This window comes from Azorhizobium sp. AG788 (assembly GCF_943371865.1).
Lineage (GTDB): Bacteria > Pseudomonadota > Alphaproteobacteria > Rhizobiales > Xanthobacteraceae > Azorhizobium.
On record NZ_CALRWL010000040.1, the window covers coordinates 23445 to 45284 of the forward strand.

The following is a 21840-nucleotide window of genomic DNA, read 5'->3' on the forward strand; positions in this document are numbered from 1 at the left end:
AATGCGAGGACAACCTTGGCCGGATCATTCGGTTCCGTGGTGCGATAACACGTTGGAAAGTCTGAAGAAGATCTGTCGTACCTCAGCGCGGCGGCCGCGCCTGCGCCCGCTCGGCGGTCTCGAGCGCGGCGCTGGGATCGTGGCTGAGGTCGGCGGCGATGAAGGCGGCGGTCTCGGGGATGGCCATGCGGAAGTCATCGATCCGCTCCAGCGCCAGTTCGATATTTTCCCCAGCGCAATCAAGCACATGCCCACCGAAGCGCTGGTCGTCGCTCAAAAAGTGCAGGTGCCAGCCCGGCACGCCGATGCCCTTCACATAAGCGGGCGTCCAGAAGCCGATCATGGTGCCGGCCACGTCCGGCGTTTCGAATTCCGCTTGTTTCGCAGTCGCTTGCAGCAGTGTCTCGTGGGGATGGGCCTTGCAGGCGATGCGATTGTGCACCCGCGCGAACCGCCCCCGCAGCCGCACCGCGAAGAACAGATTGTCGGTTTCCCGTCGCGAATCCAATTGGTTACAGAGTTCACCGATATCTGCGAACGGCGCCAGGGTCGCGGTCTCCTGCGGGGCGAAATGGGTGACGATGGCAAACGGCACCTGCTCGTCCTCCCGCGCCGCCCGGATGCTGCCGTCGCTGCGCATATGGTGGAAGGCGCCGTCGAAGGCGATCATCTCCCCATCCAGATCCACGAAGGTGCCGAGGCCAAAATTCCCATGCTCGCGCAAGGTGTTGATGGACACCACGCCGTCGAACACCCCTTCCACCAGCGCCCCGGAGGTGGAGACCTGGAACAGGGTTCCATGGTCCACCTGAAGCGTGTCGGCCAGCGCGCGGGAGACCAAGTGCGCCACGCTCTCCCCGCTCTCGCGGGCGGCGGCATGGAGGGCGTCCCACAGGGACTGGGAGATGTCGCAGGACAGGCGGGGCATGGGATCCTTCAAGGGCAGGAGACGACTGGACGGCCATGGCCGCGTGCGTACCTCAGTCTATCCCAACGGAGGCCCCGTGCGCATAAGTCGGACGCATCCCGGGGGCCGGGATGCGTCCGAGGTCTCACTTCTTGATGTAGGGGCAGGTGCTCTGGCTCAGAGGACGAAAGGCTTCATCGCCGGGCAAGGTGGCGACCAGGTCGTACAGGTCCCACTCGCCCTTGGAGTCCGCAGGCTTCTTGACCTCGAACACATAGAAATCATGCACCATGCGTCCGTCTTCCCGCAGCTTTGCATTGCGGACCACATCATCCTTGATGGGCAGTTCCCGCATCTTGGCCACCACGGTCTTGGCATCGTCGGATTTCGACGCTGCCACTGCTTTGAGATAATGCAGGACCGAGGAGTAGACGCCCGCATGGATGGCGGACGGCATGGTGCCGTTTTCCTTCTTGAAACGCTCGGAGAAGGCGCGGGTACCGTCATCCAGGTTCCAGTAGAAGCCCTCGGTGAGCATGGTCCCCTGGGCGGTGGGCAGGCCCACGCTCTTCACGTCCATGGCGGTGAGGAAGAAGGCCACCAGCTTCTGCTTGCTGCCGGAAATGCCGAATTCCTTGGCGGTCTTGATGCCGGCGATGGTGTCGCCGCCGGCATTGGCCAGCGCGATGATATCGGCGCCGGAGCCCTGCGCGGCCAGGAGGGGCGACGACAGATCCACGGCGGGGAAGGGATGGCGGGTGGAGCCGAGGAACTTGCCGCCCTTGGCGGTGACGATGGTCTTGGCGTCCAATTCCAGTTGATGGCCAAGGGCATAGTCCGCCGTGACCAGATACCAGGAGGTGCCGGGCTTGGTGAGGCGATTGGCGATGCCGGCCACCTGCACATAGGTGTCCCACATCCATTGCACCACATGGTCCGGCTGGCAGGCATCGCCGGTGAGGCGGGCGGTGCCGCCGGGGAACAAGGCGACGCGGTTCTTTTCCTTCACCAGCGGGGCAATGGCCAGCTGGATCGAGGCGTTGGACATGTCGGCCAGGACATCCACGCCGTCCTGGTCGATCCATTTACGGGCGATGGACGAAGCCAGGTCCGCCTTGTTCTGGTGGTCGGCGGACACCGTCTCGATCTGCATGCCGGCGCATTCCGCCTTCAGGCAGTCATCAATGGCCATCTTTGCGGCCAGCAGCGAGCCCTTGCCGGTGATGTCGGAATAGACGCCCGACATGTCGGTGAGCACGCCGATCTTCACCTTGCCGTCGGACATGTCCGCCAGTGCCGGTGTCAGTCCGGCGACGATCGCAAGGGTTGCGACGGCCGCCATCAAGGTCTTCTTCATAGGATCCTCCCGTTTCAAGGTCCGTCTGCGTTCTTGGACGACGCAATCCGGGTGATTATGTCCAATGGGCCATGGGCAACCCCGCCACCGGGGCGCGGAAGGCGGGAATGCGGGTGCCGCGCAGGCTGCCGATATGGGCCGTGCGCAGATCCGGCCCGCCGAAGGTCAGGCTGGCGAACCAGGGGGCGATGGTGCCGCCGCAGGCCAGCATCAACTCCGGTGTGGCCTCTCCGCGGTCGAAGGCGGCCATGAGGGCGCGGCCGGCGGCGCTGTCGCGGTCGTCGTCCAGCAGGATGCGCAGGTCGCCCTCGGGCGTGATCGCGAAGATGCGGTCGGTCATCACATGGGTGCCCCACAGATTGCCGTACGCATCGAAGGCGATGCCGTCGATGAACGCGCCATGGTCGGCCGGGCCGAAGGTTTCGCGGTGGCTCAAGCTGCCGTCGTCGGCCACCCGCAGCCGGGTGATGCGGCGACCGCAGGTTTCCACCACATAGAGCCAGTCTTCCGCCGCATCAAGGCGGACCTCGTTGGTGAAGGCGAAGCCGTCCGCCACCACCCGCAGGCGCCCCTGATCATAAAGCGCCACATAGCCGTCGCGGACGTGCGGGCTCATGGCCGTCATCCAATTGGTGATGCGGGTGGAAATGGTCAGCCAGATGCGGTCGCGGCTGTCGCGCAGCACGAAATTGACCTTGCCGATGGGCGCGCCGTCGATGCTGTCCACCAGCGCCCGCAGGGCGCCGTCGCGGGTCATGATCTCCAGCCGGTCGGTTCCGAAATTGGAAATCAGGATATCGCCATTGCGGGCGAAGGCGAGGCCGTTGGGGAGCGTGCCGGTGACGAAGCGGCTTTCTTCGTCGCCGGCCTCGGCGAAGGTGCGGGCCACCTGCTGGGTGATGAGGCGCTGCGCCCCGTCCGGGGTGATGTGCACCACACCGCCGCGCGCATCGGCGGTCCAGAGCGAGCCGTCCGGCTCCGCCAGAATGCACTCGGGCCGCTGCAGCCCCTCGCCGATGAAGGTGAGGGTGGCCGGATCGACTTCGAAGCCGTCGATGGGGTTGGCCGCGGGCATGAAGGCCTCCGCCTAGAAGTTCACGCGATCGGCGCCCTTGAGGCCGAGGGTTGCCCGCGCCTCCGCCGGCGTCGCGATCTCATGGCCCAATTCCTCGATGATGCGGCGGATCTTGGTCACCTGCTCGGCATTGCTCAGCGCCAGCTTGCCCTTGCCGATGAACAGGCTGTCCTCCAGTCCGACGCGCACGTTGCCGCCCATCATGGCCGCCTGGGTGGCGAACGGCATCTGGTGGCGGCCGGCGGCGAGCACCGACCATTGATAGTCGGCGCCGAACAATTTGTCGGCGGTGCGCTTCATGAACATCAGGTTTTCCAGGTCGGGACCGATGCCGCCCAGAATGCCGAAGATGAGCTGGAGGAAGACCGGGGGGCGGAACCAGCCCTGATCCAGGCAATGGGCGAGGTTATAGAGATGGCCCACGTCGTAGCATTCGTGCTCGAACTTGGTGCCATGGCCCTCGCCCAGCAGTTTGTAGATGCGCTCGATGTCACCGAAGGTGTTGCGGAAGATGAAGTCCTTGGTGCCGGTGAGGTAGGGCTCCTCCCACGGGTGCTTCCAATTGCTGTAGCGCTTGGCCAAAGGATGCAGCGCGAAATTCATGGAGCCCATGTTGAGCGAGCACATTTCCGGCGCCGCTTGCAGGGGGGCGGCGAGGCGCTCCTCCACGCTCATGTTGAGGCCGCCGCCGGTGGTGATGTTGATCACCGCATCGCAGCTCTGCTTGATGCGCGGCAGGAATTCCATGAACACCGCCGGATCCGGCGTGGGACGTCCGTCCTTGGGGTCGCGGGCGTGCAGGTGCAGGATTGCCGCGCCGGCTTGCGCCGCCGCGATCGCCTGGTCGGCAATCTCGGTCGGGGTGATGGGCAGGGCGTCGGACATGGTGGGCGTATGGATGCCGCCGGTGACCGCGCAGGTGATGATGACCTTGCTCAACGTCTTGCACTCCCTTGAATTTTTATGGTTCAGCAGTTGGGCGGCGGAGATCAGTCCGGCAGGATGGCGACGGCGCGGGTCCAGCCGGCGGAGGCGGCGCGGATCTTCACCGGGAAGCAGGAAATGGTGAAGCCGGTGGCGGGAAGAACTTCCAGATTGTGCAGCTTCTCGATCTGGCAATAGCCGGCCTCGCGGCCCGCCTTGTGGCCCTCCCAGATGATCGAGGCATCGCCGGTTTCCGCGAACCGCCTAGCGGTGTAGCTGAAAGGCGCGTCCCAGCTCCAGCCGTCGGTTCCCACCACGCGGATGCCCAGTTTGACCAGATGCAGCGTGGCGTCGCGTCCGAAGCCGCAGCCGCTGTCCACATAGTCCGATTGGCCGTAGCGCAGACCGGCGCGGGTGTTGGCCACCACAATATCGAGCGGGGCGAGGCGATGGCCGATGCGGGCCAGTTCCGCATCGATTTCCGCCGGGGTCACCACATGGCCGTCGGGCAGATGGCGGAAGTCCAGCTTCACGCCGGGGCGAAAGCACCAGTCGAGCGGCACTTCATCGATGGTGATGGCGCGGGCGCCGCCATCCATGGTGGGGTGATAGTGCCAGGGGGCGTCCACATGGGTGCCGTTATGGGTGGAGATGGCCACGTTCTCCACCGCCCAGCCCTGGCCATCGGGCAATTGCTCCGGCGACAGGCCGGGAAAGCTGGCGGCGAGATCGCCCGCCGTTTCCCCATGGGCCTTGTAGTCGATCCGCACCTTCTGAAACGGTGGATCGGCGGGGACGTCATTCTCCAGGGGGATGGAGATGTCGATGAAGCGGGGCATGGCACTCCCTCCCAGGAGGCGCCTCCCTTTCCGGGAGATCGCAATTTATACAGTCGTACATAATATTGTATGATCGTTCAATGGCGTTCGTGCGGGTCCCGGCGTGCGTGGCGCGGCGGCCCAGCGCAGTGTATGAAACCATATGGATCAAAGTGAAGACCCATCCGGCGGCAGCCGTACCCTGGCCCGGCCCAAGGCCGCCCGGCGCTCGGCGGTGGATCCCCAGGAGCCGCAGCGTCCGGACCGCCGCAGCGCCATTCTCCTCAGTGCCGAGGCGCTGTTCGCCGAGCGCGGCTATGCGGCCGTGTCGGTGCGGGACATCGCCACCCGCGCCGGTGTCCCCATCGCGCTGGTGGGCTACTATTTCGGCCGCAAGCAAGAACTGTTCGGCACTATTTTCGCCCATCGGCAGGTCTATATCACCGAGCGCATCGCGCGCATCGAGGAGGTGGACTGCGGGCCTTCGAACCCCAACGCCGTAGCGGATCTGGTGCGCGCCTGGGCGGAGCCGGTGATCACCCTGCGGGGCAGCGAGGCGGGTGATGTGTTTTCGCTGCTGGTGGCGCGCACCGCCTGGGATCCGGGGCCGGAGGCCACCGCCATCATCGAGCGCTTTTATGATCCCCTGGCCCGCGCGTTCGTCGCCGCCATGGGGCGGGCGCTGCCGGACGTGGCCGGAGACCGCATCGTCTGGGCCTATGAATATGCGGTGGGCGCGCTGCTCATGTATGTGGGCGACAAGCGTATCGAGCGCCTGACCCACGGCCGGGCAATCTCGGCGGATCCCGCGCTGTGCGCGGATTTCATCCGCTTCATCAGCGCCGGATTTAACACTTTGCGTCAGGGCGATCCGCCGGCCTAGAGGGCATGGCCGGGACGTAAGACAGCGGTTGCCGCATTCATCCGGCTGCGGCCGTCGACCAATGCGGGCCGACACACTGGGCGGCCCGCAAAAGGGGCCGGAAAAGATGAAGCCGGCGCTGCCGCCGACTTCATGAGATCTGCCGTCAACGGCCTTGGTCTCTGCCCCTTGCCTCGGCCCGGCCTGCGTTCAGGCAGGACCAAGGCTCGCGCAGCGTGAGGGCCGGATCAGAGCGCGCCCAGCACCAACCCAAGGCCGGCGACGCTCACTGCGGCACCCGCCCGACGCACCCAAGCCTGACCATAGACATCGCCCAGGCGCCCGATGGCCGCGCCCAGGGCGAGGCCCGAGAGGTGCAGCGTGGCGGTCGCCAGCATGAAGCCCGCGCCATAGGCAAGGCCGCTCGCGGTCTCCGGCATTTCGGCGCCGTGGGCATGGCCGTGGAAGATGGCGAACACGCCCACCAGCCCCATGGCTGCCGCCAGCGGCAGTTGCACGCCAAAGGCGACCGCCGCTCCCAGCACCACAACCGACAGGGCAACCCCGATTTCCACGTATGGCAGGGTAAAGCCGCCCATTCCCAGGGCGCCACCCGCCGCCATCAGCAGCACGAAGGTCGTCGGCACCAACCACACCGCGCGCCCGCCCAACTGCCATGCGAAGATGCCGACCGTAACCATGGCCAAGACATGATCGAGGCCGGTTACAGGGTGCATGAAGCCGTGCACGAAGCCATGGGCATCGCCCACGCCCACATGGGCAAAGGCGAGCGAGGGGGCCAGCGCCAGGGCGCCGGCGATACCGAGGGTACGAAGCAGGGGGCGGGTCATGGGAAATACTCTCCTCAAGGCATCGGATCGATGGACATGGAACAAAGCTAACGCAAATTCCGACAGAAAACTGAGACAGACGTCAGCGCAGACGGGTCTTCAACAGGCAGGTGCGGTCAACAGATACGGGGCAGTTGATCCCCCACCATCATGTCGACGATGCGCTCGCCGCCAAAGCGGGTTTCCATGATGACGCGCCCTGGCCGGCCGGCCACCACCGTGCCGATGGCCACCGCCTGCCGGCCGAGGGGATGGGCGCGCCAAGCGGCCAGCGCGGCGTCTGCTTCCGCGGGTGGCACCACCACGACGAGCTTGCCCTCATTGGCCAGATAGAGCGGATCGAGCCCCAATATTTCGCAGAAGCCGTTGACCTCGGGGCGGATCGGCACATCCAGTTCGCGGATGCGAACGCCCACCGCGCTGGCTTCCGCCAGTTCGTTCAGCACCGCGGCGACGCCGCCGCGGGTGGCATCGCGCATCATCCGCACGCCGGGCGCGGCTGCGATCAGCGCCGCCACCAGATCGTGCAGCGGCGCGCAGTCGCTCTCGATTGTGGTCTCCAGCGCCAGGTCGCCGCGGGCGTTGAGGATGGCGGCGCCATGGTCGCCCAGCAGGCCGTTCACCAGCACCACGTCGCCGGGCCGGGCGCGATCGATGCCCACCTGGAGCCCGGCGCGCACCACGCCGATGCCGCTGGTGGTCACGAACAGCTTGTCGCAGGCCCCGCGCGCCACCACCTTGGTGTCGCCGGTGACGATGGACACGCCCGCCAGCGCCGCCGCGCGGGCCATGGACGCGGCCACCCGGCGGAGCGTCTCCACTGGCAGGCCCTCCTCGATGATCACCGCGCAGGACAGCGCCACCGGCCGCGCGCCGCCCACCGCCAGGTCGTTGACGGTGCCGCACACCGCCAGCGTACCGATGTCGCCGCCGGGGAAGAACAAAGGGTCTACCACGAACGAATCCGTGGTGAAGGCCAGCCGGTCGCCCTGCGCCAGCAGCGCCTGGAGATCGAAGCGGGCCTGATCCTCCGGCGGGGCGTGTCCGGCCCCGGCGAAAGTCTCCAGGAACACGTCCTCGATCAGGTCGCGCATGGCGGTGCCGCCGCCGCCATGGGCGAGGGTGATGGTGGGTTGAGTCACCTTGCGCGCTTGGCGCACAGGCCGATCAAAAGGAAGGGTCATGCCGCCCCCCGCATGCCGCCATATTGATAATAGGCCGCGCAGGCCCCTTCCGAAGACACCATCAGCGCCCCCAGCGGCATCTCCGGCGTGCATCCGGTGCCGAACACCGGGCAGGCCCACGGTTTCACCGCGCCGGTCAGCACCTCGCCGCAGCGGCAGGCGTCCGGGTCGGCCACCTTCACGTCCGGCACCGAAAACCGCTTCTCGGCGTCGAACGCCGCATAGGCCTCGCGCAGCCGCACGCCGGAGCCGGCGATGGAGCCGAGGCCACGCCATTCGAACGTCGCCCGCGGCTCATAGACCTGGGCCACCGCTGCTAGCGCCGCCGGATTGCCGGCCTCCGGCACCACGCGGGCATATTGATTCTCGATCCTGGCTTCGCCCAAAGCCATCTGGCGCAGCACCATCAGCAGCGATTGCAACAGGTCGATGGGCTCGAACCCGGCCACCACCAGCGGGCGGCCGAACTCCTCGGCGATGAAGCGATAGGGCGCGGTGCCGATCACCATGGAGACGTGGCCCGGCCCGATGAAGCCGTCGATGCCGAAGTCCGGCTGCTCCAGCAGCGCCCGCAAGGTGGGGATGATGGTGATGTGGTTGCAGAATAGAGAAAAGTTGGTCACCGCCTCCCGCGCCGCGCGCAGCACGGTCAGCGCGGTGGAGGGCATGGTGGTCTCGAACCCGAGGCCGAAGAACACCACGTGCCGGTCTGGGTTTCGCCGCGCCAGTTCCAGCGCATCCAGAGGCGAATAGACCATGCGCACGTCGGCGCCATCCGCCTTGGCCTGGAGCAGGCTCTTGCGCGAGCCGGGCACCCGCATGGCATCGCCGAAGGTGGCGAAGATCACTTCGGGGCGCTCGGCGATGGCGACGCAATCATCCACCCGCCCCATGGGCAGCACGCACACCGGGCAGCCGGGGCCGTGGACGAACTCGATGATATCCGGCAGCAGGCCTTCCAGCCCATAGCGGAAGATGGCGTGGGTATGCCCGCCGCACACTTCCATCACCGCCACCGGATGCTCGCGCCCGCGCTCCAGCCGGGCGGCGAGAACGCCGATCTCCCGCACCAGGCCGGCGGCGAGGGCGGGGTCGCGGAATTCATCGACGAAACGCATGGATGCCTCCCTCAATTGGCCTGGGACACAGGAAGCGAAGGCAGCGCTTCCACGCTGCCGGTGCGGATGGCATCCATTTCCCCATCCAGTTCGCCGATTTCCGCCAATACTTTCAATGTGGCGGCGGCTTCGGCCTCGTCGATGCGGCTCATGGCGAAGCCCACATGCACCAGCACCCAGACGCCGATCAGCGCCTCCAAGGGTTCGCCGGGCTCGGCCACGCACACCACGTCCACCGAGCGGCGGACGCCGGAGACGTCCACCATTGCCAGCATTTTGTCGGCATCAGTGATGGCGACGATCCGGCCGGGAATGCCGAGACACATGGGTGTTCTCCTCAGTGGCTGGCGAAGGTTCGGCCGCGGGCGATGCCGTAGCGGTCGAGTTTGGCCCGCAGGCCGACGCGGGAGAGGCCCAGTTCCTCGGCCGCGCGGCTCTTGTTCCAGCGGCAGCGCACCAGGGTTTCCATCAGGATGGACGCCTCCAGGCGCTCGATCCGATCCTTCAGCAACCCATTGTCCGGTATGGAGATTTCGCAGGACAGGTTGGCATCGGGATCGGGCGAGGCGGCGGCGCGGACCACGTGGGGGGAGAGCAGATCGGCGCCCAGGTTCCCGTCGGTGGCCAGCACCAGCATGCGCAGGATTTCGTTCTGCATTTCCCGCACATTGCCCGGCCAGTCATAGGCGGCGATGCAGGCCAGGGCCTCGTCGGTGAAGCCCTTCACCGCCTTGCCGTGCTGATGGCTCAGGCTGTCCAGAATGGCGCAGGCTAAGGCTTTCAGGTCGCCGCGGCGGGTGCGCAGCGGGGGCAAGGTGAGGGTCATGGCGGTAAGGCGGTAGTAGAGGTCTTCGCGGAAGGTGCCGGCGGTGATCTGGCGGGAGAGGTCGCGATGGGTGGCGGCCAGTACCCGCACGTTCACCCGCTTGGATTCGTTGGAGCCGACCGGGCGGATCTCGCCTTCCTGCAGGAATCGCAACAGCTTGACCTGGAAGGCGGGGGAAACGTCGCCGATTTCGTCCAGCAAGATGGTCCCGCCGTCCGCCTGGTCCAGCAGGCCGATGCGGGTGGTGTGGGCGCCGGTGAAGGCGCCCTTCTTGTGCCCGAACAGTTCGGATTCCAAGAGTTCGTCCGGTATCGCCCCACAATTCACTGCATGAAACGCCCTGTCCGATCGCAGGCTGGAATAATGGATGGCGCGGGCCAGCAATTCCTTCCCCGTGCCGGTTTCCCCTTGAATCAGCACGGGAATATCGAACACCGCCACTTGCGCGGCGCGGCGGCAGGTCTCGTTCAGCGGGCTGTCGGGGGCGCGGATGAGTGTATCGAAATGGAAGTTCCGCGCCACCCGTTCGCGTTGCATCACCACATGCGCCTGCGCGGCGGGCGCGGCCAGCTTCAGCTCCAGGGAGAGCCGGTGGTGGTCGCGCTGGAGGGCGAACAATTGGGCGGCGTTGCGCGCCACCAGCAGCAGCTGGTCCGGATGCCAGGGTTTGGTGATGTACTGATAGATGCCGGCGGCGTTGATGGCGCCGATCATGTCCTCCGGCTCGGTATAGCCGGTGACGATGACCCGGACGATCTCCGGCCAGCGCTCGCGCACTTCGGTGAGGAAGGCGACGCCGGAGACATCGGGCATGCGCTGGTCGCAGAAGATGGCCTGCACCCACTCGTTTTCCAGGATCGTCCGCGCCTGGGCGGCCCCCAAGGCGGTGAAGACCTCGAACTCCTCCCCGAGCACGCGCGCCATCACCTCCACCGAGCGGGGCTCGTCGTCCACCAGCAGCAGGGCCGGGCGGGTGCTCATGGCTATTCCGCCGCCAGAGTGAGGGCGCCGCGCAGGGCCTGGGCACGGGCATCCGCCGCCGCCGCCAGCGTCTCCAGCCGGGTGCGGCGGGCGGCCTCCAGCCAGCCGAGCCAGGCCGCCATGCCGGCGCCGGAGCGGGAGGAGACGGTGAGGATGGTGGCGGTGGGATTGATCCGCCGCACATTGGCGATGATGGCGTCCACATCCACGTCCAGATGCGGCAAGAGGTCGGCCTTGGTCAGCAGCACCACATGGGCGCCCTGGAAGATATCGGGATATTTCAGCGGCTTGTCCTCGCCCTCGGTGACCGAGAGCAAGGTGACGCGCTGGTCCTCGCCCAGATCGAAGGCGGCGGGGCAGACCAGATTGCCCACATTCTCGATAAACAGAATGCCCCCCGGCGGCAGCGGCAGCCGGTCCAAAGCGTGGCCGACCATATGGGCGTCCAGATGACAGCCCTTGCCGGTGTTGATCTGCACCGCCGGCACGCCGACAGCGCGGATGCGGTCGGCATCATTCGAGGTCTGCTGGTCGCCCTCGATGACGGCGGCGGGGATACGCCCATTCAGCGCCTTCAAGGTCTCCACCAGCAAGGTGGTCTTGCCGGCGCCGGGGCCGGCCAGGAGGTTCAGAGCGAACAGGCCGCCGCGCGCCAGATGGGCGCGGTTTTCCGTGGCGAGGCCGTCATTCTTGGCCAGGATGTTCTGCTCCAGCTCCACCATGCGCTTGGCATCGAGGCCGGGGGCATGGGAGCGCTCGGGCACAGGCGCGGCGGCGTGCTGATGACCATGGTCGTGATCGTGGCTGTGGGCGTGGTCATGCCCGTGCCCCGCCCCATGGGCGTGATCGTGGTCGTGCCCATGGTCATGGCCGTGCGGATGATCGTGGTCGTGGGGATGGGCGTGCCCATGCTCATGGGTGTGGCCATGATCGTGACCATGCGCGTGCCCGTGCTCAGGACCGCCGAGGGTCGTGCGCGCGTCGCCCGCGCCGGGGCCGGAGACTGTCACGGCATCGCTGCCGCAGCCGCAGGTGACACACATCACATGACCTCCAGGTCTTTGATCTTCATGTCCGTGCCGCTGTTGGGCAGCAGCCGTTCGCCGCCGCACACCGGGCAGGGATCGAGCCGCCGGGCCAAAGGCACCGTGTCGTTGCAGTCGAAGCACCAGGCGGTGCCGCTCTCTTCCAGCACCACCAGATCGGCGCCCTCGGCCAGGGAGCCGCGCATCACCACGTCGAAGCCGAACCGCAGCGCCTCCACCTCGACGCCGGCGAAGGCGCCGATGGCCAGGCGCACGCGGGTGACGCGGGAAAAATTCTGCGCCTTGGCGGCGTCTTCCATGGCATCGCGCAGGCTTTCGCAGATCGCCATCTCGTGCATGTCAGGCCCCCGCACCAAAGCTGAAGGTTACCGGGACGCAGGGATTGACGGCGCACGCGGCAAGCTGCGCCAGCATCGGCGTCTCGCGCCGCGACGGCAAGGCCGCCAGCATGCGGGCGAGCAATCCGTCCGGCGCCAGATTCCAGGCGCTGGGGGAGAGGACGCGATAAAAGCGGATGCGCTCTCCCTCCACCTGCGCCCCATGCACCAGCAGGCCGCGCGCCGCCTGGGCAAAACCGGCGCCCTGACGGGTGAGGCCGCTGAGCGGCAGGGCAGAGTGATCTGAGGCCGCCCACAGCAGATCCACCACCCGCGCCATCAGCCGGGTGAACAGGCTCGGCCCCTCATGGGCCAGCAAAGCGGTCATCAGCGGGGCGGTGCGCACCCGCTCCAGCGCGGTGGTCTCCCGCTGGGCGGGGGCGCCGGGCGCCGCCAAGGCCGCATCCAGATCCGTCAGTTGCAACGGCGGCAGAGCGGCCCGGCCCCAGGCGGGGTCGATCCGATCGCGGATCTGCCGCAGCACCCGGGCGGAGCCGGTGGTGCCCGCCTCCAGCCATAGGTCGAGATCGGCCAATGAAAAGGCCGGGAGGTCGTCCGTATCCAGGCGGGCGGCCAAGGCGGCGGCATCGGGCGCCGCCAGCAGCTTGAGGGCGCCGCGGTCCGGCTCCAGGCCCAGCAGGGTCGGCCAGGTGTGGAACAGCGCCACGCCCTGGTCGCGCACGGTCTCCAGCTGCATGGCCGCCTCGTCCGGCGCAGCGGGAAGGCCGAGGGCGCCGAGGCAGGCGGCGTGATGGGCGGCGGCGCACAGATTGAACACGCGGGGCAGCACCTGCGCCCCCTCCGTGGGCGTGCGCCCCACCATCCAGCGGCCCGCATCCTCGCCCGGCGCGGCGGCAAAGCCCAGGGGGCCGGCCACGGCGGGCGAGGGGAGCGCGGGCGCCGGGGCGAGGGTCATGACGCGGCCGGCTCGGAGCGGGCGGGCGCGGCACTGGTGCGGAAGATCAGTTCCCGGCGCGAGGGCACCGGCGACAGCGGCGGCAGGACGGGCGCGGTGTCCGCTGCGACCGGGGCCTCGGCGGGGACGGGCGCACCGGGCACGGCTTCCGCGCCCTCAGCCGCTGCCTCAGCCGCCTCGATCGCCGCCAGTTCCGCCTCGCGGCGGCGGCGGATCTCGCCGGTGGGGGCGCCGGGCTCGCGGTTCGCGGGATCGAACAACGCCACCAGGGCCGCCTGGGCGGTGTCGGTGGCTTGCAGCATGTTGGGGAAATCGAACATGGGCGAGAATAGCGAGCAGGCTTTGTACGGCCCCACATCCGCCCGGTTGGCGCCGAGGAATTCGTACACACCGGAGGGGAAGGCGATCAGCTCCTTGGCGCCGGTGACGAGGCGCGACCAATCCTCATCCGGCCCCGGCAGCAGCACCAGATTCATGAACCAGGGGGTGATAAGCATGCCCAGCACCCGGCCCTCATGCACCCGAAACCCCAGCGCCTTCACCGCCAAGACTTCGTTGAGAATGGGCACGCCGCGCATCTGGCCCACATGGATCTCGCGGAACGCGGCCTCCAGCCGGCCGGGGGCGGTCTTGACGATTTCCAGCAGGCGGGGGTCGAGCGCGGGGGCTTCCGGCTCCGGGCTCGGCGCCGTGCCGCCGTCCAGCACCATGAACTGATCGCGGGCGCCGTCGCACACCGGGCAGCGCCAATGGTCCGGCAGGTGGGTGAACGGGGTGCCGGCGGGCACCTGCCACACGTCGCAGCCCTCCGCCGGATCATAGACGTGCCAGCACACCTTGCATTCCAGCCGGGTGGCGGGAGGAAGCGTGCCCGCGCTGCCGCGGAACGAGCCTTCAAAGCGCAAAGCGGCGGTCACCGCATCGCCTCCAGCACTTCGGTGAGGCGCTCGGCGCTGTCGGCGATATCCTCGGGGGCGGCGCAGGCCACTTCCGGCAGGTCGGTGATTTCCAGCGTGTCGAGGATCAGCGCATCGGTGGAATTATAAAACCGCACCCGCCAGACATCGCGCCGCGCCGCCGCCTCGATGCGGCAATTGCCATAGCCGCGCGACAGGATGGTGAGCCCGCCCTGCCCGAGGGTCTCGTCGATCAGCGCCAGATCCTCGGGCGTGTGCGGCAGCAAGGAAAAATTGATCACATGGGCCGGGGTGCCCGGCAGCCGCGCCGTGGTGCGGTGGGCGATCTCGGCCAGGATCGGCGGGGCATTGACCACGCCGGGGCGGGGCAGGGAAATGTTCGTGCGATCAATATCCCAATGGGACGGAAACGCCCGCAGCAGCGCCCCGCGCGGGAAGGCCCCCACTTCGATACGATCCACCCCATCGGCGCCGCGCACCCGCCACACGCCGGCGAAGGTGGCCTCTTGAATCTCCAGCGGACTGCCGCCGCCGGTGACCCGCACCGCCACTTCGCCTTCGCCCAGGGCCTCATCCACCAGGGCCCGATTGGCGGCGTCGAAACCGCTGATGGACACGCTGTCGTGGCTGCCGGGCACCCAGCGGTTCAGGGCATCCAGCACCCGCTCCAGAGCGGTGAAGGCGGGGGCGAGGCGCTCCTTGTCCTCCACCTCCGGCAGATGCGGCTCATAGGTGCGCATGCCGGACGGCATGGGCAGATAGCTCAAGCCATCCTCACTGTCGGCGGGCTGGCTGCCGGGGCCGAAGCCGACCGGGGGAAAGGCGATGGAGAGCGGCGGCATGGCACGATCCTCAGTGGCTGGCGGCAGGAGCGGCGAGCAGCGCGCCGAGCCGGGCGAGATATTCATCCCAATCGCGCATGCGGGCGATGGAGCCCACGGCCACGCCGTCGCGCAGCACCACGATGGCGGGCAAAGCCAGTTGCAGCGATTGACGCAGGGCCGCTTCGGTGGCGGGGGCAGCGACGGCGCCGGACAGGGTGCCGCGCCCGGCATCGAGCGCCTTCACCAGTTCCGGCAGCACCACCGCGATGTCGGGGGTTTCCAGATGCGCCTTGCCATAAGCCGGGAGGAACAGCAGCAGGTCGCGGGGCGTGGCCGGAGCTGCGTTCAGCGCTTCCACATAGGCATAGCCATTGGCGTCGATGAGCCGTTGCACAAGAGGATGCAAGGCGGGTGCGGCGGGCGCGGACGCGGTGATTTCGGGGGCAAGTGTGTCTGGGGGCAAAGTCTGGGTCATCAGGCCTCCGTGCGGCCGGCCGCCAGGGCCGCTGCCAGATGAGGGGGGAGCTGGGGCGGGCGATCGAGATCGGCGAAGGCGGCGTCCAAAGCCCCGGCGTCCGCCGTGCCGGACATGACCGCGGACACGGCGGCCAGGGCCTTGGTAATGAGCGCGGCTTCTTCCGCCTCCAGCAGGCTGCGCGCGGCACCGAGGAAGACCAGCACATGGTCGCCGGCCTGGGCCTGCGGCACCAGGGCCAGATCCACGCGCACCACGCCATCCGCGCCCAGGCACTCAGCCCAGTCGCCGGAGCGGCTCTCGATGCGCATGGGGATGCCGACGCACATGGCTCAGATCCCCTCGGTGCCGCGCGCCAGCACCCGCGCATCACCGATGCGGCACGCCTCCGCCGCGCTGGGGCGCCCGGCCTCATAGGCCGCGCGGGTGACGGCGGGGGCGAGCGCCTGCGGCTCGCTGCCGGTGCGGGGGGCAAGGGTGGTGGCAAATTCCTCCCGCAGCAGCCGCACCACATGGGCGACCGCCGGCTCCACCTGGGCGGCCACCAGAGGGGTGAGGCCGCCGCCGTAATCATCCAGCGTATGCGGCTGCACCCCCACCAGGCGCAGGGCGCGGGGCATGTAGCCGCGCAATTGCATCAGGCCGAGCACTTCCTGGAAGCCGGTCTGGTGCAAAGAGAGCTTGCGGGTGGCGAGGATGGCCGGCACGTCGGCATCATTGACCAGATGCAGGGTGCCGGGGGGCAGGCCGTAATCCACCGCATCCAGCAGCACCACCACGTCGGCATCTTCCAGCAGCGGCAGCAGATAGAGCCCCTGGGTGCCGCCGTCGCGCAGCGTCACATGGTCGGGCATGAGATAGGCGCGGTCGAGGGCCTCGACCACGCGCACGCCGAACCCTTCATCCGCCCACAGGATGTTGCCGATGCCGAGCACGAGGATGCGATCGTCGGTCATGCGACGCCTGTCTCCTTGGAGGGCTCCCGAGGCGGTCTGGTGCCGCGCTTTTTCGAACCTCTCCAATTCAAAAGCCGTGCCAGCTTGGCCGTGCGGCGCCGATTGTGCGCTGGCAATGGATTTGTGCCGGCGCTGTCCAGGACGCGCCAGACAGAGCGGAAGGCAAGCTTACATCTTGTGGCAATTTTGGAAGGGTTCCTTCCAAAAGAAAAGGCGCGGCCGAAGCCGCGCCTGGATCGTCGGACCGCGAGGGCCGTTCACTCCGGATCGTCGTCCCGGAACGAGCGCGATCCGTTGGTCATGGCGGAGATCATGGACTGGCGGGACATGATGTCCTCGCGGATCACCGAATAGACATGGATGATCACGAACAGGATGAACACCCACATGCCGATGTGATGCAGCGTATGCACCTGCATGCTCCCGCCCAACAGCGGGATGATCCAGCCGAACAGTCTGTCCTGCCAGCTGCCCAGCCCCTCGCCCTCGGAATAGAGCGCAAAGCCGGTGGCGATCATGAACACCCCGCCCACCACCATCACCCAGAACATGAACAACTGGGCGAGCGGATTGTGGCCGATGAATTTCAGCGGCCGGGGTTTCAGGAACGCGTACCACTTCACCTCGATGATCAGCCCGCGCCAGAAGCTGGCGCGCCAGAACGGGAAGGTGAACAGTTCGCGGGAGTATTTATTCCCCATGAACGCCCACGCGATCCGCCCCAGGAAGCCCACGGCGAAGATATAGGCGGCCGAGAAGTGCAAGAACCGGATGATCCCCATCTGGTAATGGGCGCTGGCCTCCCCCGACAGGGTCGGGAGCGGCGAGGCGATGAGATAGCCGGTGATGCACAGCACCACGATGGACAGCGCATTGACCCAGTGCCACAGCCGCACCGGGGCTTCATAGACATAGACCGTGGTCAGCTTCTGCCAGCCGCGCACCGGCGGGGGATCGCCCGCCGGAGGGACGCGGGGCGCCGCGGTGGGGCCGAGGGAGGCATCCGAAGAGGTGTTAGCCATGGCGCCCCCCTATCGCACGGTGACGCGGGCGAGTTCCTCGCCGCCCGGCGCCATCACATGGGTGGAACAGGCCAGGCACGGGTCGAACGAGTGCAGGGTGCGCAGGATCTCCACCGGCTCGTCCGGGCGCTCCATGGGCGTGTTCATGAGGGACGCCTCGAACGCGCCGATATTGCCCTTGGGATCGCGCGGCCCGCCGTTCCAGGTGGTGGGCACCACGCACTGGTAATTCTCGATCCGCCCGTCCTTGATCTTGATCCAGTGACCAAGACCGCCGCGGGGCGCGGCCACCGTGCCCACGCCCTTGGCTTCCTTCGGCCAGGTGGAAGGGTCCCATTTGGCCACATTGGCGGTGGTGCTGTCGCCGGCCTTGATGTTGGCGATCAGATTGTCGAAATCGGTCAGCATCATCTCGGCGCAATAATGCGCCTCCAGCGCCCGGGCCAGCGTCCGTCCGATGGTGGTGGGCAGCGCCTGCTTGGGGGTGAAATTGGTGCCGGCCAGGGTGTTGAACCGCCCCAGCGCCTCGTCCACCTGCCCCTTCACATAAGGCACGCCCTTGGCATAGGCCAGCACATAGCGGGCGAGCGGGCCCACCTCCACCGCATTGCCGCGCCAGCGCGGGGCCTTGATCCAGCTGTATTTGGCGGCCTCGTCCACCGCCTCGATATTGGTCTTGGTGCCCTTGGCGGCCGGTCCGAGCTGATAGTTCGGCTCGGTGATGCCGTCCCAGGGATGCAGGCCCTTGTCATTGTTGCCGGCGCCGTAGCTGTACCAGGAGTGGGTGACGAACTCCTGCACCTGCTCGGGATCGCGCGGATCGATGGGCAGAACCTCGTCCCAATTGCCATTGAGGATCACCCCGCCCGGCAGCCGGTCGGTGGATTTCTGGCCCTGGATGGCTTCGTAATCGCCATAGTCCATCACATTGGTGGCGGACAGCCCGCCGCCATAGAGCCAGCCCTTGTAATAGCTGGCGATGGCGATCACGTCCGGCACATAGACATTCTTGGAGAATTCATAGGCCTCTTGCAGCTTCAGCTTGACGAAGTTGAGCCGCTCCATGTTCAGCGGCGCGCCCGCCGACATGTCGCCTTCCATATTGATGGCGCACGGCACCCCGCCCACCATATAATTGGGATGCGGGTTCTTGCCGCCGAAGATGGTGTGGACCTTGACGATCTCGCGCTGGAAATCCAGCGCTTCCAGATAATGGGTCACCGCCAGCAGATCCGCCTCAGGCGGCAATTTATAGGCGGGATTGTCCCAGTATCCGTTCTTGAAGATGCCCAGCTGGCCGCTTTCCACGAACTTCTTCAGCCGGTTCTGCACATCGCGAAAGTAGCCGGGCGACGACTTGGAATGGTCGGAAATGGCCTGCTGCAAGGCCGAGGTTGCCTTGGGATCGGCTTTCAGCGCATTGACCGGGTTGACCCAGTCCAGCGCGTGCAGATGGTAGAAATGGACCACATGGTCGTGCCACTGCAGCACCTTGGCCATGATCTCGCGGATCAGGAAGGCATTGTTGGGGATCTTGATATTGAGTGCATCCTCAACGGCCCGCACCGAGGTGAGCGCGTGGCAGCCGGTGCACACGCCGCAGATGCGCTCCACGAACGCCCAGGCGTCGCGCGGGTCGCGGCCCTTGAGGATCACCTCCAGCCCGCGCCACATGGTGCCGGTGGAGACGGCGTTGCGGATCACATTGTTGGCGTCCACATTCACTTCGCAGCGCATGTGGCCTTCGATGCGGGTGACCGGATCGACGACGATGCGGCGCCCGGCGGTGTCCAGCGAAAAGCCGTTGGGGGTCAGAATGGTCACTGGTCGCCTCCCGTGCCGGTGCCATTGGAGGCACCATTGTCACCCTTGTGCTGGGCGCGCTTGAGCGCGCTCACCGCCGCATGCACCGCCACGGCGCCGCCCACGGCGGCGGCAGCGGCGAGGCCGATCTGGTCCGCATTGGCCTCGATGCCGAAGCCCTGGCCCTTGATGTCCGAGAGGCGGGCATACCAGGAGCCCTTGTCCCAGAAGCCGTCCTCCGAGCAGCCGATGCAGCCGTGGCCGGCCTGGATCGGGAACGAGACGCCGTCGTTCCAGCGCACGGTGGAACAGGCGTTGTAAGTGGTGGGGCCTTTGCAGCCCATCTTGTAGAGGCAATAGCCCTTGCGGGCGCCCTCGTCGTCGAACGCTTCCACATATTGGCCGGCATCGAAATGCGGGCGGCGATAGCATTTGTCGTGGATGCGCTGGGAATAGAACATCTTCGGCCGGCCCTGGCGGTCCAGCTCGGGAATGCGGTCGAAGGTGAGCATGTAGGTGATGACGCCGGTCATCACCTCGGCGATGGGCGGGCAGCCCGGCACCTTGATGATCGGCTTGTCGAAGATCACCTCATGCACCGGCGTGGCGCGGGTGGGGTTCGGCCGCGCCGCCTGCACGCAGCCATAGGAGGCGCAGGAGCCCCAGGAGATGATGGCCTTGGCGTCCTTGGCCACCTTCTTCAACTGGTCCACGAACGGCTTGCCGCCGATGATGCAATACATGCCGTCTTCATTGAGCGGCGGATTGCCTTCCACGGCGAGAATGTAATTGCCCTTATATTTGGTCATCACCTCATCGAGGATGGCTTCCGCCTGATGCCCGGCCGAAGCCATGAGGGTGTCGTCATAATCCAGCGAGATCATGGACAGCACCACATCCTTCACCAAGGGATGGGCGGAGCGGATGAAGCTTTCCGAGCAGCAGGTGCATTCCAGCCCGTGCAGCCACAGCACCGGCAGGCGGGGCTTGGTCTCCATGGCATAAGCGATCTGCGGCGCCATCTCCGGGCCGAGGCCGAGCGCCGCGGCGGTGAGTGAGCAGTATTTCAGGAACGAGCGGCGGGTGATGCCCTGCCGGCGCATGACGTCATAAAATGTTTCCAGGCCGGCCATGCGGCATCCTCCCGGTGGTGTGCCCTCGCGCCCGCGTCGAGGCGATGCGCTCAAGCTTCCTCAGCAACGGGCGTGCCAGAGACTGGAACCGTTCCAGGGTCAGGGTTTGCGCGGGGAGGGGTGATGCTGGGAGCGGAAAGTGGGAGGCCGGTTTCCAGCGGGGGCGGAAAGCGTGTGACCGGGAGGCGGGGGAAGCGATGGCTCACCCCTGGGTTCATCGTCGCCGGGCTGACAAGGGGCGTGCAGCGCCGCAGGCTTGAGCGCCATCACATCCACGGATCGCCTTTGACCATGGGGAATCGCGGCGGACAGGGCGCGCAGAGGGACATGTGGGATGACCCTGCTTGTGGCTCGAAGGGGATTTTGCTAGTCTTTCCCTTAGGTTAATTGCATTTCAAGCCATCTAGTTTTTGCAGTCCCTCGGGCCGACATGAGGTTGGCCTCCCGTTTGGGCCTATGCGCACATGAGGTGCGGCGCGGCTCCTCCTCTCAGGAGGGACTTATGGTCGCGAGCGTTGGGCCGTCCTACACTGTGCTGTCGCTGTTCCAGAAGCCAAGCGGCAGCGCCGCCACGGCGGACACCACCGCCGTCGATGCCATCATCGACCAGATCCATCAGATGAAAGCCGACGCCAGTTCCGCGCGCCTCCAAGGGGCCAGTGCGGCGACGCAGGCGTGGATCGAGAGTTCGGAGGCCTCTGAGGTTGACGTGGCCGAATCGTCTAAGACGTCCGGTGATATTGCAAAGGTCGCGGAAGGTGCGTCCGCCAGCAGTGGAGCATCTGGCTCGATCATGACCGTTTCCAGTATAGCCGGAATGCCCTTGAGTCTTTCCGTATACAACCATTTTATTACGACAAAGGACGGAGTCGTCGAGCAAATGAATGAACGACGCGCTCTGATTGAAACGACGAAAGATCCTGTCGAGAAGGCGCGGCTGTCTAAAATTGTGAAGCAGACACAGGATTATCTGGACAGGCAAGGGGCATATCAGGCGATGGTTGGCCGAGATCTCGGTACGTTGCAGTCTAGAATGGAAGAAGATGGGTTTAATATTTCTGGAAATATACTATCTAAGCAGAATGATGGAACTTATCAGCTTGGTCAGTTTACGATTTCAAATAAGGAGGGGAAGGTGTATTGGGATCATGATGGAAGCGGAATCGCGAAAGTTTACAATAATGCTGGTCAGCTTGCCGAATTGGTTAGCTTTATATCTTCTGTTAAAACGGAATATTTGGCGGATATGTGATGGGCGATAGCGCGAGTCGTTTGGGTTCATAAGGTGAGCCATGCGGCGCCCTTGGCTCCGGCCGTTTCACCCCCCTCACCAACCCTCCCCCGCACGGGGGGAGGGGCGCCGACCGCGGGGTGGCACTGGTTCGCGTGATGACAGGCGTCAATATCAAGCGCATTGCCGCCGCGTGTGAGGTGGGCGCTGTCGGTGCCGCCCGCGCCCGATAACCCC

The 21840-nt window shown here is 66.5% G+C and carries 23 protein-coding genes; 2 read left to right on the plus strand and 21 right to left on the minus strand.

The genetic code is table 11. The features are described 5' to 3' along the window. Positions 1-82 precede the first annotated feature (82 nt). From budA to AAG816_RS19900, 5 genes are all read right to left on the minus strand, one after another. Complete coding sequence (gene budA, locus AAG816_RS19880; RefSeq protein ID WP_341991414.1) at positions 83-928, minus strand: acetolactate decarboxylase; 846 nt, start codon at positions 926-928, stop codon at positions 83-85. Between the two features lie 124 nt (positions 929-1052). Next, entirely contained in the window at positions 1053-2264 is a 1212-nt protein-coding gene (locus AAG816_RS19885) for an ABC transporter substrate-binding protein (RefSeq protein WP_341991415.1), read from the minus strand. A 55-nt stretch (positions 2265-2319) separates the two neighbouring features. Continuing rightward, positions 2320-3339, minus strand: coding sequence for an SMP-30/gluconolactonase/LRE family protein (locus AAG816_RS19890; protein WP_341991416.1), 1020 nt, complete (start codon positions 3337-3339; stop codon positions 2320-2322). 12 nt (positions 3340-3351) lie between these two features. Beyond that, the gene (locus tag AAG816_RS19895; RefSeq protein ID WP_341991417.1) at positions 3352-4278 is read right to left on the minus strand and encodes a 3-keto-5-aminohexanoate cleavage protein; all 927 of its coding nucleotides are present in this window, start codon (positions 4276-4278) and stop codon (positions 3352-3354) included. 50 nt (positions 4279-4328) lie between these two features. Then, complete coding sequence (locus AAG816_RS19900) at positions 4329-5102, minus strand: cyclase family protein (RefSeq protein WP_341991418.1); 774 nt, start codon at positions 5100-5102, stop codon at positions 4329-4331. A 142-nt stretch (positions 5103-5244) separates the two neighbouring features. On the opposite strand from AAG816_RS19900, the gene AAG816_RS19905 reads away from it, so the two are divergent. Beyond that, complete coding sequence (locus tag AAG816_RS19905; protein ID WP_341991419.1) at positions 5245-5964, plus strand: TetR/AcrR family transcriptional regulator; 720 nt, start codon at positions 5245-5247, stop codon at positions 5962-5964. Between the two features lie 227 nt (positions 5965-6191). Here the strand turns inward: AAG816_RS19905 and AAG816_RS19910 are convergent, their stop codons facing one another. The 16 genes from AAG816_RS19910 to AAG816_RS19985 form a co-directional block, all read right to left on the minus strand. Continuing rightward, complete coding sequence (locus tag AAG816_RS19910) at positions 6192-6794, minus strand: HupE/UreJ family protein (RefSeq protein WP_341991420.1); 603 nt, start codon at positions 6792-6794, stop codon at positions 6192-6194. Positions 6795-6910: 116 nt separating this feature from the next. Beyond that, positions 6911-7978, minus strand: coding sequence for a hydrogenase expression/formation protein HypE (hypE, locus tag AAG816_RS19915; protein ID WP_341991421.1), 1068 nt, complete (start codon positions 7976-7978; stop codon positions 6911-6913). Continuing rightward, a complete protein-coding gene (gene hypD / locus AAG816_RS19920) occupies positions 7975-9096 on the minus strand; it encodes a hydrogenase formation protein HypD (RefSeq protein ID WP_341991422.1) in 1122 nt (373 codons plus the stop codon). The genes hypE and hypD overlap by 4 nt, the downstream gene beginning before the upstream one ends. Positions 9097-9107: 11 nt before the next feature. Continuing rightward, on the minus strand, positions 9108-9422 hold the full coding sequence (gene hypC / locus AAG816_RS19925) for a HypC/HybG/HupF family hydrogenase formation chaperone (protein WP_341991423.1): 315 nt from the start codon (positions 9420-9422) through the stop codon (positions 9108-9110). Between the two features lie 11 nt (positions 9423-9433). Continuing rightward, positions 9434-10903 carry a sigma-54 dependent transcriptional regulator gene (locus AAG816_RS19930; protein ID WP_341991424.1) on the minus strand — a complete coding sequence of 490 codons (1470 nt, stop codon included), beginning with the start codon at positions 10901-10903 and terminating at the stop codon, positions 9434-9436. A 2-nt stretch (positions 10904-10905) separates the two neighbouring features. Beyond that, a complete protein-coding gene (hypB, locus tag AAG816_RS19935; RefSeq protein WP_341991425.1) occupies positions 10906-11946 on the minus strand; it encodes a hydrogenase nickel incorporation protein HypB in 1041 nt (346 codons plus the stop codon). Continuing rightward, on the minus strand, positions 11946-12287 hold the full coding sequence (hypA, locus tag AAG816_RS19940; RefSeq protein ID WP_341991426.1) for a hydrogenase maturation nickel metallochaperone HypA: 342 nt from the start codon (positions 12285-12287) through the stop codon (positions 11946-11948). Before hypA ends, hypB begins: the two co-directional genes overlap by 1 nt. Before the next feature lies 1 nt (position 12288). Further along, positions 12289-13242: a nickel-dependent hydrogenase large subunit gene (locus AAG816_RS19945; protein ID WP_341991427.1), complete on the minus strand. Its 954-nt coding sequence runs from the start codon at positions 13240-13242 to the stop codon at positions 12289-12291. Beyond that, the gene (hybE, locus tag AAG816_RS19950; RefSeq protein WP_341991428.1) at positions 13239-14159 is read right to left on the minus strand and encodes a [NiFe]-hydrogenase assembly chaperone HybE; all 921 of its coding nucleotides are present in this window, start codon (positions 14157-14159) and stop codon (positions 13239-13241) included. Before hybE ends, AAG816_RS19945 begins: the two co-directional genes overlap by 4 nt. Beyond that, positions 14156-15001: a hydrogenase expression/formation protein gene (locus AAG816_RS19955; RefSeq protein ID WP_341991429.1), complete on the minus strand. Its 846-nt coding sequence runs from the start codon at positions 14999-15001 to the stop codon at positions 14156-14158. The genes hybE and AAG816_RS19955 overlap by 4 nt, the downstream gene beginning before the upstream one ends. 10 nt (positions 15002-15011) lie before the next feature. Then, a complete protein-coding gene (locus tag AAG816_RS19960; protein ID WP_341991430.1) occupies positions 15012-15458 on the minus strand; it encodes a hydrogenase in 447 nt (148 codons plus the stop codon). Continuing rightward, positions 15458-15787, minus strand: a complete 330-nt coding sequence (locus AAG816_RS19965; protein ID WP_341991431.1) for a HypC/HybG/HupF family hydrogenase formation chaperone — start codon at positions 15785-15787, stop codon at positions 15458-15460. Before AAG816_RS19965 ends, AAG816_RS19960 begins: the two co-directional genes overlap by 1 nt. Positions 15788-15790: 3 nt before the next feature. Continuing rightward, entirely contained in the window at positions 15791-16414 is a 624-nt protein-coding gene (locus AAG816_RS19970; RefSeq protein ID WP_341991432.1) for a HyaD/HybD family hydrogenase maturation endopeptidase, read from the minus strand. 257 nt (positions 16415-16671) lie between these two features. Next, the gene (gene cybH / locus AAG816_RS19975; protein WP_341991433.1) at positions 16672-17436 is read right to left on the minus strand and encodes a Ni/Fe-hydrogenase, b-type cytochrome subunit; all 765 of its coding nucleotides are present in this window, start codon (positions 17434-17436) and stop codon (positions 16672-16674) included. Positions 17437-17445: 9 nt separating this feature from the next. Further along, positions 17446-19260, minus strand: coding sequence for a nickel-dependent hydrogenase large subunit (locus tag AAG816_RS19980; protein WP_341991434.1), 1815 nt, complete (start codon positions 19258-19260; stop codon positions 17446-17448). Further along, the gene (locus AAG816_RS19985; RefSeq protein ID WP_341991435.1) at positions 19257-20372 is read right to left on the minus strand and encodes a hydrogenase small subunit; all 1116 of its coding nucleotides are present in this window, start codon (positions 20370-20372) and stop codon (positions 19257-19259) included. Before AAG816_RS19985 ends, AAG816_RS19980 begins: the two co-directional genes overlap by 4 nt. A gap of 502 nt (positions 20373-20874) precedes the next feature. Here AAG816_RS19985 and AAG816_RS19990 point away from each other — a divergent pair. Then, positions 20875-21624 carry a hypothetical protein gene (locus tag AAG816_RS19990; RefSeq protein WP_341991436.1) on the plus strand — a complete coding sequence of 250 codons (750 nt, stop codon included), beginning with the start codon at positions 20875-20877 and terminating at the stop codon, positions 21622-21624. Positions 21625-21840 lie beyond the last annotated feature (216 nt).

Coding starts and splice junctions, on each gene's coding strand:
- AAG816_RS19985 (WP_341991435.1), bottom strand. CDS start 20,372: ATGGCCGGCCTGGAAACATTTTATGACGTCATGCGCCGGCAGGGCATC.
- hypE (WP_341991421.1), bottom strand. CDS start 7,978: ATGACCCTTCCTTTTGATCGGCCTGTGCGCCAAGCGCGCAAGGTGACT.
- AAG816_RS19885 (WP_341991415.1), bottom strand. CDS start 2,264: ATGAAGAAGACCTTGATGGCGGCCGTCGCAACCCTTGCGATCGTCGCC.
- AAG816_RS19965 (WP_341991431.1), bottom strand. CDS start 15,787: ATGTGCGTCGGCATCCCCATGCGCATCGAGAGCCGCTCCGGCGACTGG.
- AAG816_RS19905 (WP_341991419.1), top strand. CDS start 5,245: ATGGATCAAAGTGAAGACCCATCCGGCGGCAGCCGTACCCTGGCCCGG.
- AAG816_RS19930 (WP_341991424.1), bottom strand. CDS start 10,903: ATGAGCACCCGCCCGGCCCTGCTGCTGGTGGACGACGAGCCCCGCTCG.
- AAG816_RS19945 (WP_341991427.1), bottom strand. CDS start 13,242: ATGACCCTCGCCCCGGCGCCCGCGCTCCCCTCGCCCGCCGTGGCCGGC.
- cybH (WP_341991433.1), bottom strand. CDS start 17,436: ATGGCTAACACCTCTTCGGATGCCTCCCTCGGCCCCACCGCGGCGCCC.
- budA (WP_341991414.1), bottom strand. CDS start 928: ATGCCCCGCCTGTCCTGCGACATCTCCCAGTCCCTGTGGGACGCCCTC.
- AAG816_RS19955 (WP_341991429.1), bottom strand. CDS start 15,001: ATGCCGCCGCTCTCCATCGCCTTTCCCCCGGTCGGCTTCGGCCCCGGC.
- hypB (WP_341991425.1), bottom strand. CDS start 11,946: ATGTGTGTCACCTGCGGCTGCGGCAGCGATGCCGTGACAGTCTCCGGC.
- hypD (WP_341991422.1), bottom strand. CDS start 9,096: ATGCGTTTCGTCGATGAATTCCGCGACCCCGCCCTCGCCGCCGGCCTG.
- hypC (WP_341991423.1), bottom strand. CDS start 9,422: ATGTGTCTCGGCATTCCCGGCCGGATCGTCGCCATCACTGATGCCGAC.
- hypA (WP_341991426.1), bottom strand. CDS start 12,287: ATGCACGAGATGGCGATCTGCGAAAGCCTGCGCGATGCCATGGAAGAC.
- AAG816_RS19910 (WP_341991420.1), bottom strand. CDS start 6,794: ATGACCCGCCCCCTGCTTCGTACCCTCGGTATCGCCGGCGCCCTGGCG.
- AAG816_RS19970 (WP_341991432.1), bottom strand. CDS start 16,414: ATGACCGACGATCGCATCCTCGTGCTCGGCATCGGCAACATCCTGTGG.
- AAG816_RS19900 (WP_341991418.1), bottom strand. CDS start 5,102: ATGCCCCGCTTCATCGACATCTCCATCCCCCTGGAGAATGACGTCCCC.
- AAG816_RS19960 (WP_341991430.1), bottom strand. CDS start 15,458: ATGACCCAGACTTTGCCCCCAGACACACTTGCCCCCGAAATCACCGCG.
- AAG816_RS19990 (WP_341991436.1), top strand. CDS start 20,875: ATGGTCGCGAGCGTTGGGCCGTCCTACACTGTGCTGTCGCTGTTCCAG.
- AAG816_RS19890 (WP_341991416.1), bottom strand. CDS start 3,339: ATGCCCGCGGCCAACCCCATCGACGGCTTCGAAGTCGATCCGGCCACC.